Source organism: Nonomuraea muscovyensis (assembly GCF_014207745.1).
Lineage (GTDB): Bacteria > Actinomycetota > Actinomycetes > Streptosporangiales > Streptosporangiaceae > Nonomuraea > Nonomuraea muscovyensis.
The window spans coordinates 58,415-75,125 of record NZ_JACHJB010000004.1 but is presented as its reverse complement, the minus strand read 5'-3'; the positions used below and the strand labels follow the sequence as shown (position 1 = coordinate 75,125).

The following is a 16,711-nucleotide window of genomic DNA, read 5'->3' as shown; positions in this document are numbered from 1 at the left end:
GACGGCGGAGGTGCGCCCGTGACCAGCAGTTCGGTGCCGGAAGAGTTCGGCGATCTCTGGTCAGGGGACCGGGAGCGGCAGAACGCCGCCCACGCGGCGATGATGAGGGCGACCGGAGAACCGGTTCCCTGGGCCTACGAGGTGGGGGACGACCGAGGACGACGACAGGTACCGGCGCACGTACGCGACCTCGTGGCGTCGATGACGGCGTCGGCCGGCGGCCCGGCCGCGACCCTGGCGACCTGCCCGGCGATGGCCTGACGGGTCGCAGCCGCCGGCGATGAGCTCGTCCACGTTTATGAGCGCCACACGGGGCACAGGCAGACACCGTCGTGAGGAGCTGAGATGCACACTGTGGAGAAGACCGCATCGCTGGTGATGGGCATGCTGAGCGGCGCGCTGGCGGTGTCGCTGTTCAAGCGGGTCTGGAAGCTGACCACCGGCCAGGACGACGCACCGGACGCCGACGACCTGGGCCGCGGCTGGACCGAGGTCCTCGTCGCCGCCGCGATCCAGGGGGCGCTCTTCGGCCTGGTCAAGGCCGCCGTGCATCGCGCGGGCGCGCAGACCTTCCGCCGCCGGGCGGTCGAGGGCAAGGGCTGAGGCCCGTACGGCCCGCGAGCAGCGGGTGAGCGCCGGCATGCGCCGGCGCGGTCAGCCATGGCTCGCGTGGGTGTGGCCGTGGGCCACCTCGGGACGGCACGGCCGGACCGTGGCGGGGCGGCCGTCCCGCCGCCACTCCGCCACCGCGATGGCGAGGGCGACCGCCACGCCGGCGACCGCGGCTCCCAGGGCCACGGCGACGGCCTCCGCGATGTCGCCGCCGCTCGACGCGAGGACCAGGTAGTACAGGCCGGGCAGCGCCGCCGTGCCGACCGCCCCGCCGAGACGTTGCCCCGTCTGCAGGGCGCCACCGGCCGCGCCGGCCATCCGCACCGGCACCTCCTTCAGCGTCATCGTCACGTTGGGCGAGATCACGAAGCCGCTGCCGATGCCGCCGACGAGCAACGCGGGGACCGCGGCCCACACGGCACCGGGCGGGGTGCCGAAGCCCAGCAGCAGCGCCGCCGCGGACAGCCCCAGCACGACCCCGACGAGCCCGAGCACGGTCAGCAGCCGTCCCAGCCGTTCCACCAGCCGGCCGGCCACGACCGCCGCGGCTGCCGAGCCGAGCGCGAACGGTGTGACGCAGAGCCCGGACATCAGCGGCGAGAACCCCAGCCCGTTCTGGAAGAAGAGCGCGAAGACCAGCCAGACACCGCTGAACCCGACGAAGTACACCGCCGCGAGCGCGGAACCGGGCGCGTAGCCGCGGGTCTCGGTGATCAGCCTGGGGTCGAGCAGCGGTTCGCCGCCCCGGCGCGCGATCCGCCGCTCCCACAGCGCGAACGCCGCCAGGAGCAGCGCCCCGGCCGGGAACATCCACCACAGCCGCTGAACGCCACCCGAGTCGGCCTGCACGAGCGGGAGCATGACGAGGAACACGCCACCGCCCAGCGTGGTCACGCCGACCAGGTCGAGCGACCCGCGCCGGGAGCCTCGGCCGTGCGGCAACAGCCGGGCGGCCAGGACGAGCGCGGCGACCCCGATCGGCACGTTGACGAAGAAGATCCAGCGCCAGCCCTCGTCGCCGGACGCGAGCGCGAGTATCACCCCGCCGGTGATCGGGCCGACCGCGCTGGAGATCCCGACGGTCGCCCCGAAGAGGCCGAACGCGCGGCCCCGTTCCGCGCCGGTGAACAACTGCTGGATCAGGGCCGAGTTCTGCGGGGCCAGGCAGCCGGCGGCGATCCCCTGCGCGAGCCGCGCCACCACCAGCAGCTCGATGGTCGGGGCGGCCCCCGCCGCCATGCTGCACAGCACGAAGGCGCTCAGCGCGACCAGGAAGATGCGTCGCCGGCCGATCGCGTCGCCCAGCCGCCCCGCCAGCACCAGGGAGAGGGCGAACGTCAGCGCGTACCCGGACACCACCCACTGCACCTCGGCGGGCGAGGCGCCGAGGTCGCGCTGCATGGACGGCAGCGCCACGGCCACGATGGTCACGTCGAGCAGGATCATGAAGCCGACGACCAGGGTGACCGCGAGGGCCTTCCACCGGCGTGGATCCGGCCCGGCGTGCGCAGACGCGGCGTTCATGGGACCTCCCTCCGTGGCGGAGGCCGGACCCGCGCCCGCCTCCGCCCTGCCCCGCACCACGGGGCCCGGCGTCACCCGCGGCGATCCGGCCCACGTCCCGCCACGCACCTATGGAGGGAACAACGCCGGTCCGGCGGCTCGCATTTCGGCCCTGCCGCGATCCGCGGCCCGGGACGGTCAGGCGGTGCCCTCCGCCTGCCAGATGCGGCCGCGCAGGTCACGGCCGCGGATGACCTGGACACGCCAGGGCGTGAGCCGGAGGACGTGCAGGCCGGGATCGTCCACGCCGCTCCAGAAGTTGCCCAGGTCGTAGCCGGCCCCCGGCGGGCTGCCCTGCTCGTAGAGCCGCCACACCCTGCGGGTGACCTCCACGTCGTCCACCCACTCGGCGACGGTGTCGACGGCCACGGCGTTCTGCCGGTGCGTCCAGTAGGAGAACGTCGCGTGCGGGTTCCGCGCCAGGTGCGCGGCCTTCACCGGGGTGCGGTACGTGGCCAGCCAGCCGAGCGGGCGGCCGTCCACCACCTCCCACACCGGGATCAGGACCCGCGCCCGGGGCCGTCCCTTGGCGTCCACGGTGGTCATGGTGGCGTAGACGATGTCGCCGATGTAGGTGGAGAACTCATCCTCGATCGCCGCGAACGACGTCACCTTGCCGGTCATCGGAGCCTCCCCTCAGGCCGAGGCGCGGACGTCGCCGGTCGCGGGCTCGGGCACGTGCCGGCCGCGCGCCCCGCGGAGCAGGCCGTACGCGGTGATCAGGACGGCCGCCACCGCGGCGGCGACGGGCACGGCCAGGGCGGTGCGCAGCGCCTCCAGCCTCGCCTCCGGCGCCGTGGCGCCGCCGAGGGCGGCCACGCTCACCGCCGTCACCGCCGACAGCCCGAGTGCCGTGCCGAACTGGAAGGAGGTGTAGAGCAGGCCGCCGGCCAGGCCCTGCTCGGATTCGGCGACGCCGTCGGTGGCCGCCATGGTCAGCGGGCCGTACGTCAGCGAGAAGGCGATGCCGAGCAGCACCATGGTCGGCAGCATCGCCGCGTAGGTCCAGTCCAGATCGAACGGCAGGAACAGGGCATAGCCGACGCCGGCCACCACGAGCCCGCCCAGCAGTACGGGCACGTTGCCGAACCGGCTGACCAGGCGCGGCGTGAGCGTCGGCGCGAGGATGGTGTCCATGCCGATGACCAGCATGGCCACGCCCGTCTGCAGGGCGCTCCACCCGCGCAGCTCCTGCAGGTACAGCGTCGCCAGGAACTGGAACCCGGCGAACGACCCGAGGAAGAGCAGCGCCCCGAGGTTGGCCCGGACGAGCGGCCCGGAGCGCAGGATGCCCAGCCGCACCAGCGGGTTCGCCGACCGGCGCTCCACCAGCACGAAGATCCCCAGCAGCGCCGCGCCGGCGGCGAAGACGCCCAGGGTCAGAGCCGTGCCGTCGCCGGGGTGCTCCAGGCGTACCACGCCGTACGCCAGCAGCAGCATCGCCCCGGTGACGCTGAGGGCGCCGGGCAGGTCGAAGCCGCCGGCCTGCCGCTCGGGCGAGTCGGCGTCCCTGAGCAGCACCAGGGCCGCCACCAGGATCACGGCCGACAGCACCACGGGTGCGAAGAACACCCAGCGCCAGCCGATCGCGGTCAGCAGGCCGCCGACGACCAGCCCGAGCGAGAAGCCGCCCGCCGCCGTGCCGGCGTAGACGCCGAGCGCCTTGGTGCGCTGCGGGCCCTCGGGGAAGTTCCCGGTGATCAACGCCAGGCCCGCGGGCGCCATGAACGCGGCGGCGACACCGGTGACGAACCGGGCGACCAGCAGCATCCACCCCTCGCTCGCCAGGCCGCCCAGGCCGGAGAACACCAGGAAGACGGCCAGCCAGAACAGGAACATCCGACGGCGGCCCAGCAGGTCGGCGGCTCGGCCACCGAGCAGCATGAACCCCCCGTAGCCGAGCACGTAGGCGCTGACCACCCCGCTGAGCGTCCCGGTCGACAGGCCCAGGTCGGCGCGGATCGCGGGCAGCGCCACGTTCAGCATCGCGACGTCGATCCCCTCCAGGAAGACCGCGCCGGCCAGGACGAGCAGCACACCCCAGGCGCGCGCGTCCATCCGGGCAGTGGTTGCGGACATGACTTGACTCCTCTCGTCAGCCCGGAACCGGCCCTTGGTTCTCTTCATGCATGCCGGTTCCTTCTTGATACCGGCAGCATCCTGCGTCAGTATGGACGGTCATGGAAGACGGCACTTCAAAGTCCCTCGGTTACTGCAGGGATACCGGCGACTACGACGTCCTGCAGTGGGACACGCGCGAGGACTGCGAGGTCCGGCAGATCCTCGACCGCGTCGCCGACAAGTGGTCGCTGCAGGTCATCGCCCTGCTCGACCGGCGCAGCCTGCGCTTCACCGAGCTGCGGCGGATGATCGACGGGGTGAGCCAGCGCATGCTCACCCGGACGCTGCGTCACCTCGAACGTGACGGGCTGGTGAGCCGCACCGTGCACGCGACCGTGCCGCCCCGGGTGGACTACGAGCTCACGGCCCTGGGTGCGACCCTGCACGACACCATCAGCGCCCTGGTCGCCTGGACCGAGAGCCACCAGAAGGAGATCGCCGCGGCCCGGGCGGCCTACGACGTCCGGATCGCGGCCGAGGAGCAGGCCGCGAGGGACGAGGCGGACAGGAAGGCGGCCGTCGCCCGCCAGGCGCTCGGAGAGCTCGCCCGTCGCTGACGTGGGCGACCCCCTCGGCACGCCGGCCGGCGTGCGCCGGACATGCGGCAGGCCCCCGGTGAACGGCGGGCGACCGAAGTCGCCGCCTTCACCAGGGGCCTGTGCCAGTACCGTCCGGGGTTGGGCCGCCCTTACTTGACGGACAGCTTGCGGCCGAAGAGCCTCGGGTGCTTGGTCTCCCAGTACCGCCAGCCCTCGACGCGCGACGGGACGCTGGCGATGCCGGTGGAGACCTTCCAGGCGCGGCAGTCGCGGAGCTGGGCCCACTGCGACCAGCCGACGCGGTAGCCGAACACGCGGTACCACATGTTGCCGTACATGCCGTCGCTGATCGACTGGGTGTAGTCGTGGCCGGTGAAGACCATGTGCCTCAGCTCGAGGTGCGGCGTGACCGACTTCGACAGCTCGCGGACGACGTCGTCGATGGTGACCGAGCGCGTCGCGGTCTTGTCGAGCTCCAGGAACGCGAGGACCTCGTGCTCGCGGACGACCGACACGGTCATCTCGCCGCCGGGGCCGTCGATGAACTTGGTACGCGGGACGAAGAAGTTCCGCGGCCGGATGTTGTGGAAACGGAAGAAGTGCCCGGCCTCACACTGCCTGTCGTGGTCGCCCCCCTTGTCCACGGTCGTGATCGTGGTGGAGTTGCTCTTGCTCTTCTCCTTCTCGGGGTCGTCGGCGACGGCAGCCGGGGACGTGGAGGCGGCAAGGGCCAGGGAGAGCGAGCCGGCCGTGGCGAACATCGCCATGCGCTTCGCCGACCAGTTCCGCCGCGGCCGGGAATGCGTAGCCGAAGAGTCCGTTCTGGGATTGTTTGTGAACATAGAAGGTACCGTTTCTTTCGGAGCGCGGCCGTGACCGCGGCTGACCACTGGCCGGAAGACGGCCCATGCCTGCCCGCTGGCGACGCAGCGTGACCATGAAGATGCTTACAGTCGCTGCGACAATCACGACGACGCCACGCCGAAATGGACTTCCCCATACAGGGAAAACAAAGGTGAAAAAGCGTCAACGAATACGGTGTCAAGCGACATGCGGGATGTCGGGCGGTTTTCGGGGCACGGGCTGTCCCCGCCACCTACCGCCTTTGTTCGAGCCCTTACCCGTCGCCTCCGAAAAAGGTGACTAAAAGCCGCTATCCGTATTTAACGCCGGATCAGCTGCCGGCTATCTGCTCACCCGCGTGGTCCAGCAGCCGCTCGGCCGTGCTGAAGCGGCGCGCGTCCTGGTCGCCGAGGAGCACGCCGATCACCCGCCTGCCGCCACGCTCACCCGCGAAGAGCAGGCAGAAGCCCGCCGCGTTCGTGTAACCGGTCTTGACGCCCAGCACGCCGTCGGCGCTCTGCAGCAGCTTGTTGGTGTTGCGCCAGGTGTGCGCGCGCTGCATGGACGACTTGGCCACCTTGTGCACCTCGCGCGAGACGACCGTCCGGAACGTCGAGTTGTCGAGGGCGACCTTGGCCAGCTTCACCTGGTCGAAGGCCGTGGAGTAGGAACCCGCCGGCGACGGCATGCCGTCGGCGTTGGTGTAGTTGGTGTCGTTCAGGCCGAGGCGCCGGGCGGTGGCGTTCATCTTGGCCACGAACGCCGCCTTGCCGGGCCCGTACCTGCGGGCCAGGGCGTTGGCCGCGTCAGCCCCGGACGGCAGCATCAGGCCGTAGAGCAGGTCACGGACGGTGAGCCGCTCACCCTTGGCCAGTGCCGCCGTGGCCGCCCCGTTGCTCGCGGCGTACCGTACGTCGGCGGCCGTCACCTCGATCCGGTCGCTCAGCCGCGCCTCCCGCAGCACCACGTACGCGGTCATGACCTTGACCAGGCTCGCGACCGGCACCCGCCGCGTCTGACGCTTGGCGTAGTGGATCGTTCCCGCTGAGTCGATCACGTACGCCGTCTTCGCCCCGACGGCGGGAACGTCCGCCGCCCGCGCCGCGCCCACAGGCGACACGAGACCGACGACCAGGGCTAGAACGGCGGAGCCGAGGAAAGCACCGATGCGCATGACAGACATGGTCGCAGGTGATCAAGGCTCGGGTTTGCCGAACTTGACCTCAAAGCCGCGAAAACGCTGTCTAGCCGGGGTAAACCGCTGTTACGCCGGCGAACGGGGGAGGCCATGGCGGGCAGGTACGTGATCACCAAGGACGAGCGGGGCGACTTCCGCTTCGCGCTGGTCGCGGCCAGTGGCCAGACCGTCGCCGTCAGCGAACCGTACCGGACCAAGCCGGCCTGCGTGAACGGCATCGAGTCGGTCCGCCGGATCGCCCCGGACGCCACGATCGACGACCGCACCACCCCTGGCCCGCCATCGCCCCCTGACTGATCGGCAGGGGAGTCAGAGCGACACGGTCCTGGTCCCGGACTCGGCCTTGGCGGCGCGTCTCCTCCTGCGCCGGGCGACGAGCGCGATCCCGGCGGCGGCCGCCAGCACCGCCGCCACGCCGGCCGCCACCGGCGACTCGGCGGCCAGTTGCAGCCACCCCCACACCAGCGCCGTCAGGCCGAACCACCACATCGGCGCCCAGGTCAGACAGCCCAGTGCGCTGGCCACCACGTACCACGGATAGGAGACCCGCAGCGCGCCCGCCACCCACGGCAGGGTGTGGCGCAGCATCGGCACCCAGAAGCACCCGTAGACGGCCAGCGCCCCCCACCGCTGCACGATGCTCTCGACCTTGCCGATGCGCTCACGGCCGATCTTGACGCCGACGCGCGAGTCGTAGAGCCGCTCGCCGAGCCGGCGCCCCACCCAGTAGTACACCTGGAACGCTCCGAAGAGCGCGATGATCAGGATGACGCCGACGAGCCAGTACGGAAGGCCGAGCCAGAACGGCTCGGCGGGGGCGGGGACGGCGAGGATCGGGCGCCACATTGCAGAACATCACCACCCCTGAGAGTACAAAGGTCAGCCTAACCTTAGTTCAAGACAGGTCGCCGCGCAGGCCCGCCAAGAGCTCGACAAACGGTGCAAGTCGCAGGCAAGCAGGTCACAACCACCCTCCTCTACACCTTAGGTGTGAACGACGAGGAGCGTTGATCATGGTGACGAGAAGCACAGCGGCACTGGCCACCGGCACGGCGAACACGGCCAAGCTGTTCGTGGCGGCCCTCGCCTTCACCGCGGCGTACGTGGGGGTCTCCGCCTACGACACCGCCGCCTCCGCTCCCGCGACCGCGAAGAGCATCACGCTGTCGGCCCGCACCACCCCCGTCACCGCCCCGGCCCGGCTGGAGGCCGAGCCGGGCACCGTGCGCCTGGGCCCGCCGGTCGCCGAGGCGGGCTGCGCCAGGACGTACGAGGCCGCCGGCGTGGCCGTCAACCGCGCGCCCGGCCGGACGGCCTTCTACACCTGGCGGCTGACCCGCTGGATCCCGCGGACCAACACCTGGCGCACCTACCTGGTGGAGCACGGCGGCTTCGCCGCCGCCGAGCAGACCGTCACCTGGCACCCCAGGCTTACCGGCAGCACGGGCTGGTACCGCGTCGAGCTGGCCGTGGAAGGCGCCGGGACCGTCAAGAGCCGACGCTTCCAGGTCACCTGCTGACCGGCCCGCACCGGCCGGGCCCGCATCCGACCGGCGCCGCCGGCTCAGGCGCCGGCCGACCGTCGTGCCGCCTCGACCCAGCGGGGCACGCCGACCCGCTCGGCCACCTCCAGCGCCTTGATGTAGTGGTCGCGGGCCGCGTCCGGCTGGCCCAGCCGGACGGCCAGGTCGCCGAGCGTCAGCGCCACCGGCCACAGCGCCACGACTCCGGTGCCGGCGCCCGCCACCCGGTCGGCGAACGGCTTGAGCTTGTCGTAGCAGTCGACCATCCGCTCCCGGTCGTCGAGGAGCATCCCGGCCAGCGCCCGCCACGTCATCGCCAGTTCGTACAGGAAGTCGGGCCGCACCGGCGGCCGGATCGCCGCCACCGCATTGGCGTCGGCGAGATGACCCGCCGAGGCCAGCGCCAGCGCGTAGGCGTCGAGCGTCCACTTGGCGCCGCGCTGGTGGGCCTCGGCCAGCGCCTCGACCATCTCGGCCGCCCGCCCGTCGACCAGGTGCAGGCAGAACGTGGTGATCAGCGGCAGGTCCTGGCGGCCCTCCAGCATGCCGGCCCGGGCCGTCATCCGGGCCGCCTCGCGGTAGGCCCGCTCGGCCCCGGCGTAGTCGCCGGCGATCATCAGCCGCTGCCCGGAGTACCAGGCGCACACCGCCGCCGGCGCCGACAGGTCGTACTGGCGGGCCAGCCGGTCGGCCGCCGCCGCGTGCTCGTCGGCCACGGCGAACTCGCCGCGCGCCGCCGCGCACTCCAGCAGCACCAGGTGGGCCAGCGCCTGGGTGGCCATCTGCCCGGAGCGCTGGGCGACCTCCAGCAGCTCGCGGCCGATGCCCTCGCGCGTGTCGACCGCGGGGATGTCGTAGGACTGCCGCAGCCGCCCGCTCAGCGCGGCGGCGAGCAGCACCGGGTCGCCGCTCTGCCGGGCCAGCTCCAGCGCCTCCAGCGACGCCTGGCGGCCCCGCTCCGGCGAGGAGGAGCCCTCCAGCTCCAGCGCCAGCGTGGTGAGCAGGCTGGCGCGCAGCGTCTGCTCACCCTCCGGCAGCTCCATCAGCGCCTTCTCGGTGACGTCGACGATCTCCCACGCGGTGCGGGTGAAGTCGCGCGCCATGCCCTTGTGCGGCACGGCCAGCGACGCCGCCACCCGCGCGGTGATCTCCAGGTCGCCCAGCGGCAGCGCGGCGTCCATGGCCTCACGCCGCAGCAGCCGAGCCGCGGCCATGTCACCGCACAGGGCCAGCGCCCGGATGCGGCGCAGCATGAGCTGCAGGCGGTCCTTCGTGTCGCCGCCCGTCCGGCTGAACGCGGCGATCGCCTGCTCCCACAGCGTCGCCGCCTCGCGGTGCGCGAAGCGCCGCTCGGCCTGCTCGGCCGCTAAGCCCGCGTAGTGGACGGCCTTCTCGGCCGCGTCGGCGGCGTAGAAGTGGTGGGCGAGCGCCGCCACGTCGGAGGGGGCGCGCCGCTCGATGACCGCCGCCACCGCCGCGTGCAGCCGGGTGCGCCGCAGCCGCGAGGCGTCGGAGTAGATGGTGTCGCGGACCAGGTCGTGGTCGAACCTGAGCAGGCCGGGGCCCGGCTCGGTCACCAGCCCGGCCAGCAGCGCCGCCTCCACCGCCTCGACCACGGCGTCCGTGCTGTCACCGCGCCGCTCGTCGGCGGCTCCGGCGTCGCTCTCCCCTCGCGAGCTCCTGCGCTCGATGTCGCCGGCCACGTCGACCAGCACGTCGACGTCCACGTCACGGCCGATCACCGCGGCCTGCAGCAGGATCTGCTGCGCCCCGGCGGGCAGCCGCGAGATGCGCCGCCGCAGCACGTCGCGCACGCCGGACGGCACCCGCGACAGCACCTCGGCCGCGCTGGCCCGGTCGGCGGCCGCCTCGGAGTCGAGCAGCCGCACGGTCTCGCGGACGAAGAACGGGTTGCCCGCGGTCCGCTCCACGATCGACTCGACGGCGTCCTCGTCGATCTCGCGCACGCAGGTCGCCCGGACCAGCTCGGCCACGGCCTTCGGGTCGAGCCCGGACAGCCCCACCCGCACCGGGCCCAGCCGGGCGAGCGCGGCCAGCACGTCGGACTGGCGGTCGTCCAGCTCGCTCTCGCGGCAGGTGACCACGAGCAGCACCCGGCTGGTGGCCAGCAGGCTCGGCAGCGCGCGCAGCAGGGCGAGCGTCTGGTCGTCGGCCCAGTGGAGGTCTTCGAGCGTCAGCAGCACCGGCGCCCGGCGCGCCACCCCGGCGAGGTAGCCGCCGACCGCGCGGTGCAGGCGGAAGCCGCCGGACACCTCGTCGTCGTCGGGGTCGGGGGCGGCGTCGTCGAGCAGCGGCGCCAGGAGCTGCGCGTACTCGCCCGCGCCGGTCACGCCGACGAGCGAGCGCAGGATTTCGACCCACGCCCAGCCGGGCGGCGTGGCGCTGGAGTCGGGGCAGGCGCCCGACGCGGTGATCCAGCCGTCACCGGCCAGCTCGCTCTGCAGCCGGCGCAGCAGCGTCGTCTTGCCGGCACCCGCGACGCCCGTCACGATCGCCACCTGGAACCTGCCGGTCCGCGCCGCGGCCGTGGTCAGCCGGGCCAGCTCGGCGTCACGGCCGACGAACGGCTCGGGCTCCAGCGGCGGCGGCTCCACTGCGGCGGCCGGCCGCGGCGGCCAGGTGTCGGCGGCGGGCACGGCGCGCGCCGGCCGCTGGGGCGGCACCAGCTCCAGCTCGGGAGACTGGGCGAGGATGTCGGACTCGAGCTTGCGCAGCGCCGGACCGGGGTCGATGCCCAGCTCGTCGGCCAGGATGGTGCGCGCCCGGCGCAGCGCGGCCAGGGCGTCACCCTGCCGGCCGCACCGGTAGAGGCCCAGGCCGAGCAGCCGCCAGCCCTCCTCGCGCAGCGGGTGCTCGGTGGTGAGCGCCTCCAGGTCGGGAACGGTCTCGGCCGGCAGGCCGAGGCGCAGCCCGGTGTCGGCGTGCCGCTCGCGGGCCACCAGTCGCAGCTCGGTGAGCCGGTTGACCTCGGCCTCGGCCCACGGTTGGTCGGCGAAGTCGGAGTAGGGGGTGCCCCGCCACAGACCGAGCGCCTTCTCCAGACGGCCGCGCGCCGACTGCGGGTCGCCCTCGTCCAGGTGCTCGCCCGCGGCCCGGACGAGCTGCTCGAACCGGAGCGCGTCGACCTGGTCGGGCGCCACCCGCAGCGCATAGCCGGAAGCGACCGTCACCAGCAGCCGGTTGGGGCCGCCGCGCGGCCTGCCCGGCTCCAGCACCCTGCGCAGCCGCGAGATGTAGACCTGCAGACCGGACTGGGCGCCCTTGGCCGTGTCGTCGTCCCACAGGTCGTAGAGCAGCGTGTCGACCGGCACGACCTGCCCTCTGGCAACAAGGAGCCGGGCGAGGACGGCCCGCTGCCGCAACCCGCCGAGGTCGAGTTCGTCGTCGCCGTACGCCTCGACTGGCCCCAGAACCCGGAACGCCACCATGTCAGCCGCCACGCTATGCGGGCCTCCGAATCACGCACAAGGTCTGTGTTCTGTTTGGGATCGTCACTGGGTGGCCTTCGATATCGCGGACGGGGGCTCCGTGGCGGCGCCGCGGCCGTTGCGCCTGCGCAGGAGTGCCCACGCGCCCAGAGCCAGGCCGCCGAACGGGATCTCGACAGTGTAAGTCCAGAAGCCGAAAAGCAGTGCGGTGGCCGTCGCCTGAGGGGCGTCCACCCCGAAGACGATCAGCAGCGCGACGACCCCGCCCTCCATGATCCCCGCGCCGCTGGGCGTGACCAGCGCGGTGGTCAGCACCCGCGACAGGGCGAAGACCGCGATCGACTCGGCCAGGCCCGGATAGGCGCCGGTGGCCCGCATGCAGACCACCATGATCGCCCACTGGAGACCGAGGAAGAACACCATCCCCAGCGACAGACCGGGCCAGCGGGTGTGGACGATGCCGGCGGTGTCCGCGCGCAGCCGGTCGAGCGCGTCGGAGGGGCGCACCCGCAGGCGCACCAGCCGGGCCAGCCCGTCGAGACCCCGGCCCAGCAGCGCGGCGGCGCGGTCCCAGTAGAGGGCTGCGGCCACCACCGCGCACAGCACCAGGATCGATCCGGCGCCCGCCCACCCGGCCTGGGCCACCTTCGGGTCGGGCACCCGGCCCGCCAGCAGCAGCGCCACGATCCCGACGGCCGGCAGGACGAACCTGAACAGCGTGTTCCAGATGCCGCTGACCAGCGTCATCACCACGATCGAGCGGTTGGCGAACCCCCAGCTCCGCGCCATCGCGAAGGTCAGCGCCACTCCCGCCGCGCCGCCGAACGGCAGCAGGTTGCTCACCGCGCTGCCCGCCGCGTTGAGCGTCAGCGCCTGCAACCGCCCGAGCCCCGGCAGCGACCCGGTCAGCACGAACGTGTAGGCGAGCAGGCTCAGCAGCCACGTCACGGCCATCAGCGCCACCACGCCGGGACTGAGCGTGCCGAACACCGCACCGATCTCGCGCCACGACACCGGCTTGCCGGTGAGCGCGTGGACGATCTGCGGCAGGTAGACGACGAGTGCCACCGCCAGCGCGAGGGACAGCACGGACAGCGTGATCTGGAGCCACTTGTTCTTCATCGGGCCCCAGTCTGCCGGGCTCGCGGCCCGGGCGAATCAACCCAAGGTTTCATCTGGGCCATCGGTCCAGAGGATGACGCAGCCGAGTGCCCGGCGGCAGGTCGCGCCGCACGTACCACTCCGTGCCGAAGACGAGCCGGTACAGCGGGCCGGGGACCTTGAGCAGCACGGCCAGGGTGCGGTCGCTGTCGCCGCCGGTGGCCTGGGAGGCGTGCGCCCGCATCGCCGCCCGTTTCTGCCGGGTGTACCTGCGGACGTTCACCCGGTGGGTGATGACCTCACCCGGCGAGTAGGCGCTCTCGAACGTGCGCACGTCGAACTCCGGCGGGAACCGGTAGACCCTGCCCGCCAGCCGCAGCAGCCGCAGCAGGGGATCGCGGTCGACCGTCGCCTCCAGCACGATCTCCGTGCCGGCCAGCTCCGCCGCCCGCCGCCCCACCCGGTGCACCTGCACGTGGTCGGGATGTCCGTAGCCGCCGGCCGGATCGTAGATCGACAGCAGGTCGGCGTTCTCCTCGCGCAGGATCGCGGCCAGCCGGCCGGCCGCCTCCTCGGTGTCGGCGTCGATGAAGGCGTTGTCGGGGCGTTCCTCGGCGACGCCCCCCTTGGGGCTCAGCCCCGAGTCGCCGTAGTCGAGGCACTCCACCCGGGCGCAGCCGAGCAGCGCGGCCGACTCGTACAGCTCCTTGAGCCGGGTCTGCCCCAGTTCCTCGCCGGGCTCCATCTCGGCCAGGCCGCGCTCGCCCGCGGTGGCGACCACGAGCACCACGCGGTGCCCCTCGGCCGCGAGCATCGCCATCGTGCCCGCCGTCAGCAGGGCCTCGTCGTCGGGGTGGGCATGGAAGAACACAGCGGTACGTGGAGGCACACGCCCAGATTAGTCTGGGAGGGGTGCGGATCTTTCACGTGAGTGACTGTTACCTGCCGCGGCTCGGGGGGATCGAGGTTCAGGTCGCCGACCTGGTGCGGATGCAGCGGCAGGCCGGCCACGAGGTCGAGGTGGCGACCGCGACACGGGGCGAGGCGCTGCCCGGCGTGCACCGCGTCGTCGCCCGCATGCCCTTCGACCTGCCCGTGCACCCGTTCGGGGTGAGGCATCTCACGCGGCGCATGACGCTCTCGCGGCCCGACGTGGTCCACGTGCACACCGGCGCGGTCTCGCCGTTCGCCTGGATGGGCGTGCGCGCGGCGGTGCGCGCCGGGCTGCCGTGCGTGGTGACCGTGCACAGCATGTGGGACCCGCTGACCCGCCTCGTCTACCGGCTGCTCGCCACGGCGTACGGCTGGCAGCGGTGGGGGCTGGTCGCCACCACGGTCAGCACCGCCGCGGCGGCCCCGATCCGCGCGGTCGCGGGGCGCGGCGTGCCGGTGCACGTGGTCTCCAACGGCCTCGACCTGTCGGCCTGGCGCACGTTCTCCAGGGGCTCCACGGACTCCACAGCCTTCACGGACTCCACAGCCTTCACGGACTCCACAGCCTTCACGGACTCCACAGCCTTCACGGACTCCACAGCCTCCACGGACTCCACGGACTCCACGGACTCCACAAGTTCCACGGTCTCCGCGTTCGCCGGACACCCGCGGGGCGGGGGCGCGGACCCGCGTGAGGAGGTGCACATCGTGGCGGTCGGCCGGCTCGCGCCGCGCAAGCAGCCGGTACGCCTGCTCAGACTGCTCGGCGCGGCCCGCGCCCGGGTGCCGGCGCACATCCCGCTGCGCGCCACGGTGGTCGGCGACGGCCCAGCGCGCGCCTCGATGGAGCGCTACCTCGCCCGGCACGGCATGACCGGCTGGGTGTCGCTGCCCGGCCGCTACAGCCGCGAGCAGATCGCCAAGGTGCTCGAGTCGGCCGACGTGTTCGTGGCGCCGGCGCCACGCGAGTCGTTCGGCATCGCGGCCCTGGAGGCGCGCGCCGCCGGGCTGCCCGTGGTGGCCCGGGCGCAGAGCGGGGTGGCCGACTTCGTCGCGCACGGCACCGAGGGGCTGCTCGGCCGCGACCTGGGGGCCCTCGCGCAGGCCGTGGCCAGGCTGGCCACCGACGCCGCGCTGCGCGAGCGGATCACCGCCCACAACCGGGAGACGCCGCCGTCGGCGGGCTCGTGGCCCGCCGTGCTCGACGGGTTCGACCGCGCCTACGAGCAGGCCACCCGTACGGCCGGGCGCGGCGACGTCTAGGGCCGGTGCAGCACCACGTAGCCGTCGCGCTCGAAGACCTTGGCGTAGCCCTCCTCCACCAGGGCGGCGACCCGTGCCGCCTGCTCCTCGGCCGACCCGAACGGGAACTCCCAGCGGGCCGTGTCGGCCACCACCCACGGCGCGCCGCGCGACTGCCCGGTCCACAGCAGCACGGTGGCGCGTGAGGTCAGGGCGGGCCCGGCCGAGTTGACCGCCTCGACGGTCACCCCGGACGGCACCCTGGCCACGGCCTCGCGGGCGGCGGCGACCTTCACCTCGTCGCCCCGGTAGAACGACGGGTGGTAGAGCTGGTCCAGGGCGAACTTCGGCACGAGCGTCACGGCCACCGCGCAGGCCGCGAGCGACCAGGCGAGCCCGATCGACCGGTCGCCGGAGCGCCTGAGCCGGCGCAGCAGCCGGGCCAGGCCGTCCACGCCCGCGCACAGCAGGATCACCACCGTGAACGCGCTGTACTGGAAGTCGGCCTGCCACCACAGCGGACGGTCGGCCAGCATCCGTTCGAGCACATGCGGCAGCGCGGCCAGCGTCAGCGGCGACAGCAGGCACAGCAGCAGCGTCGGCCACACCATCAGCAGGAGCGTGTCGACCTTGTCCTCGGCGCCGAACGGCAGCAGCACGGCCGCGACCGGGTCGCGCAGCAGCGCCAGGATCGCGCTCGGCGCGTCGGGGCCGAGGTGGCCGTAGGCCCAGAAGTCCTCGGCGTCGCCGCCGAGCATGGGGATGAGCGCGCCCCTGGTCAGCAGCACCCCGCCGACGCCCACGGCCGCGCAGCACACGGCGCGGAAGCGGTCGCCGACTGCGAACAGGAAGAGCCCGAACCCGATCACCATGAGCCCCATGTCCTCCTTGACCAGGAGGAGCCCGAACATCGCCGCGAACGCGGGCAGCGGCCGGTCCGCGTGGTAGCGCTCGATCATGACGGCCGTGAGCACGGGCACGAACATCACCTCGTGCACGTCGAACGCCACCGCCTGCGCGACGGGCCAGGACAGGGCGTACGCCACGGCGACCAGGTAGGCGGCGCCGGTGCCCAGCACGCGCCGGGTGAACAGCCACACGAACGGGATCGCCGCGGCGAACAGCAGCGCCTGGGCGACGACCAGCGACTCGGGCCCGTCGTGCACCCAGTAGAACGGCGCGAGCAGCGCGTACGCGGGGGAGAAGTGGTCGGCCACCTGGAGGTAGTCGAGCCCCCGGTCGTGGAAGGCGCCGAGCACCGGCACGTACGGCGGGCGGAACCGCGCGTAGTTGCGGACGGCCTGGTCCACGATGACCAGGTCGAAGACCGAGGCGCGGAAGGTGGCGAGCTTGACCAGGCCGATCACGGCGTAGGCGGCGGCGGCGAGGAGGGCGAGGAGCCCGACGCGGAGCCGGTGGCCGCCCAGGAGGGTCCGCCGGCGGGGGAGGGCGGCGGTGGCCCCGGACTCGGCCGCAAGCGTGTCGCCCGTCACGGCGACCACTTTAGACCGCTTTCGTGACCTGTCGCCGCCTGGTTCGCGCTTGGCCCGTGCCCGGCGACGCGAGGCGTCGCGGACCGGGCCGGCC

Annotated in this window: 16 protein-coding genes; 6 read left to right on the top strand and 10 right to left on the bottom strand. The window is 73.1% G+C overall.

The genetic code is table 11. The features are described 5' to 3' along the window. Nucleotides 1-18: 18 nt before the first annotated feature. Together FHU36_RS38265 and FHU36_RS38260 are read left to right on the top strand one after the other, a co-directional pair. The gene (locus tag FHU36_RS38265; protein WP_185089027.1) at nucleotides 19-261 is read left to right on the top strand and encodes a hypothetical protein; all 243 of its coding nucleotides are present in this window, start codon (nucleotides 19-21) and stop codon (nucleotides 259-261) included. Between the two features lie 84 nt (nucleotides 262-345). Then, a complete protein-coding gene (locus FHU36_RS38260) occupies nucleotides 346-603 on the top strand; it encodes a DUF4235 domain-containing protein (protein WP_185089026.1) in 258 nt (85 codons plus the stop codon). A gap of 51 nt (nucleotides 604-654) precedes the next feature. On the opposite strand, the gene FHU36_RS38255 is transcribed toward FHU36_RS38260, so the two are convergent. The 3 genes from FHU36_RS38255 to FHU36_RS38245 all read right to left on the bottom strand — a co-directional run bounded on the left by FHU36_RS38255 (nucleotide 655) and on the right by FHU36_RS38245 (nucleotide 4,254). Then, nucleotides 655-2,136 (bottom strand): MFS transporter, encoded by a 1,482-nt coding sequence (locus FHU36_RS38255; protein WP_185089025.1) that lies wholly within the window; start codon nucleotides 2,134-2,136, stop codon nucleotides 655-657. A gap of 177 nt (nucleotides 2,137-2,313) precedes the next feature. Then, complete coding sequence (locus FHU36_RS38250; protein WP_185089024.1) at nucleotides 2,314-2,799, bottom strand: pyridoxamine 5'-phosphate oxidase family protein; 486 nt, start codon at nucleotides 2,797-2,799, stop codon at nucleotides 2,314-2,316. Between the two features lie 12 nt (nucleotides 2,800-2,811). Continuing rightward, the gene (locus FHU36_RS38245) at nucleotides 2,812-4,254 is read right to left on the bottom strand and encodes an MFS transporter (protein ID WP_185089023.1); all 1,443 of its coding nucleotides are present in this window, start codon (nucleotides 4,252-4,254) and stop codon (nucleotides 2,812-2,814) included. 101 nt (nucleotides 4,255-4,355) lie between these two features. Here FHU36_RS38245 and FHU36_RS38240 point away from each other — a divergent pair, with 101 nt between their 5' ends. After that, entirely contained in the window at nucleotides 4,356-4,853 is a 498-nt protein-coding gene (locus FHU36_RS38240; protein WP_185089022.1) for a winged helix-turn-helix transcriptional regulator, read from the top strand. Nucleotides 4,854-4,984: 131 nt separating this feature from the next. On the opposite strand, the gene FHU36_RS38235 is transcribed toward FHU36_RS38240, so the two are convergent. Together FHU36_RS38235 and FHU36_RS38230 are read right to left on the bottom strand one after the other, a co-directional pair. Continuing rightward, a complete protein-coding gene (locus FHU36_RS38235; RefSeq protein WP_185089021.1) occupies nucleotides 4,985-5,602 on the bottom strand; it encodes a hypothetical protein in 618 nt (205 codons plus the stop codon). A 407-nt stretch (nucleotides 5,603-6,009) separates the two neighbouring features. Further along, nucleotides 6,010-6,852, bottom strand: coding sequence for a D-alanyl-D-alanine carboxypeptidase family protein (locus FHU36_RS38230; protein ID WP_246503220.1), 843 nt, complete (start codon nucleotides 6,850-6,852; stop codon nucleotides 6,010-6,012). Nucleotides 6,853-6,966: 114 nt separating this feature from the next. Between FHU36_RS38230 and FHU36_RS38225 the strand changes: the two genes are divergently transcribed. Next, nucleotides 6,967-7,173, top strand: a complete 207-nt coding sequence (locus tag FHU36_RS38225; RefSeq protein WP_185089019.1) for a YegP family protein — start codon at nucleotides 6,967-6,969, stop codon at nucleotides 7,171-7,173. A gap of 12 nt (nucleotides 7,174-7,185) precedes the next feature. On the opposite strand, the gene FHU36_RS38220 is transcribed toward FHU36_RS38225, so the two are convergent. Continuing rightward, on the bottom strand, nucleotides 7,186-7,722 hold the full coding sequence (locus FHU36_RS38220; RefSeq protein ID WP_185089018.1) for a DedA family protein: 537 nt from the start codon (nucleotides 7,720-7,722) through the stop codon (nucleotides 7,186-7,188). 167 nt (nucleotides 7,723-7,889) lie between these two features. Here FHU36_RS38220 and FHU36_RS38215 point away from each other — a divergent pair, with 167 nt between their 5' ends. After that, on the top strand, nucleotides 7,890-8,396 hold the full coding sequence (locus FHU36_RS38215; protein ID WP_185089017.1) for a hypothetical protein: 507 nt from the start codon (nucleotides 7,890-7,892) through the stop codon (nucleotides 8,394-8,396). Between the two features lie 44 nt (nucleotides 8,397-8,440). On the opposite strand, the gene FHU36_RS38210 is transcribed toward FHU36_RS38215, so the two are convergent. The 3 genes from FHU36_RS38210 to FHU36_RS38200 are packed head-to-tail and all read right to left on the bottom strand — an operon-like array spanning nucleotide 8,441 to nucleotide 13,838. Further along, nucleotides 8,441-11,860, bottom strand: coding sequence for an ATP-binding protein (locus FHU36_RS38210; protein ID WP_312892126.1), 3,420 nt, complete (start codon nucleotides 11,858-11,860; stop codon nucleotides 8,441-8,443). A gap of 51 nt (nucleotides 11,861-11,911) precedes the next feature. After that, nucleotides 11,912-12,970 carry a lysylphosphatidylglycerol synthase transmembrane domain-containing protein gene (locus tag FHU36_RS38205; RefSeq protein WP_185089016.1) on the bottom strand — a complete coding sequence of 353 codons (1,059 nt, stop codon included), beginning with the start codon at nucleotides 12,968-12,970 and terminating at the stop codon, nucleotides 11,912-11,914. A gap of 49 nt (nucleotides 12,971-13,019) precedes the next feature. Then, nucleotides 13,020-13,838 carry a PIG-L deacetylase family protein gene (locus FHU36_RS38200; protein WP_312892125.1) on the bottom strand — a complete coding sequence of 273 codons (819 nt, stop codon included), beginning with the start codon at nucleotides 13,836-13,838 and terminating at the stop codon, nucleotides 13,020-13,022. A gap of 38 nt (nucleotides 13,839-13,876) precedes the next feature. Here FHU36_RS38200 and FHU36_RS45230 point away from each other — a divergent pair, with 38 nt between their 5' ends. Continuing rightward, nucleotides 13,877-15,145 (top strand): glycosyltransferase family 4 protein, encoded by a 1,269-nt coding sequence (locus tag FHU36_RS45230; protein ID WP_376774190.1) that lies wholly within the window; start codon nucleotides 13,877-13,879, stop codon nucleotides 15,143-15,145. On the opposite strand, the gene FHU36_RS38185 is transcribed toward FHU36_RS45230, so the two are convergent. Further along, the gene (locus tag FHU36_RS38185) at nucleotides 15,142-16,617 is read right to left on the bottom strand and encodes a DUF2079 domain-containing protein (protein WP_312892123.1); all 1,476 of its coding nucleotides are present in this window, start codon (nucleotides 16,615-16,617) and stop codon (nucleotides 15,142-15,144) included. The genes FHU36_RS45230 and FHU36_RS38185 overlap by 4 nt on opposite strands. Nucleotides 16,618-16,711 lie beyond the last annotated feature (94 nt).

Bases quoted from the DNA above. Each gene is read 5' to 3' on its own strand.
- FHU36_RS38260 (WP_185089026.1), top strand. From the start codon at position 346: ATGCACACTGTGGAGAAGACCGCATCGCTGGTGATGGGCATGCTGAGC.
- FHU36_RS38255 (WP_185089025.1), bottom strand. From the start codon at position 2,136: ATGAACGCCGCGTCTGCGCACGCCGGGCCGGATCCACGCCGGTGGAAG.
- FHU36_RS38250 (WP_185089024.1), bottom strand. From the start codon at position 2,799: ATGACCGGCAAGGTGACGTCGTTCGCGGCGATCGAGGATGAGTTCTCC.
- FHU36_RS38245 (WP_185089023.1), bottom strand. From the start codon at position 4,254: ATGTCCGCAACCACTGCCCGGATGGACGCGCGCGCCTGGGGTGTGCTG.
- FHU36_RS38240 (WP_185089022.1), top strand. From the start codon at position 4,356: ATGGAAGACGGCACTTCAAAGTCCCTCGGTTACTGCAGGGATACCGGC.
- FHU36_RS38235 (WP_185089021.1), bottom strand. From the start codon at position 5,602: ATGGCGATGTTCGCCACGGCCGGCTCGCTCTCCCTGGCCCTTGCCGCC.
- FHU36_RS38230 (WP_246503220.1), bottom strand. From the start codon at position 6,852: ATGCGCATCGGTGCTTTCCTCGGCTCCGCCGTTCTAGCCCTGGTCGTC.
- FHU36_RS38225 (WP_185089019.1), top strand. From the start codon at position 6,967: ATGGCGGGCAGGTACGTGATCACCAAGGACGAGCGGGGCGACTTCCGC.
- FHU36_RS38220 (WP_185089018.1), bottom strand. From the start codon at position 7,722: ATGTGGCGCCCGATCCTCGCCGTCCCCGCCCCCGCCGAGCCGTTCTGG.
- FHU36_RS38215 (WP_185089017.1), top strand. From the start codon at position 7,890: ATGGTGACGAGAAGCACAGCGGCACTGGCCACCGGCACGGCGAACACG.
- FHU36_RS38205 (WP_185089016.1), bottom strand. From the start codon at position 12,970: ATGAAGAACAAGTGGCTCCAGATCACGCTGTCCGTGCTGTCCCTCGCG.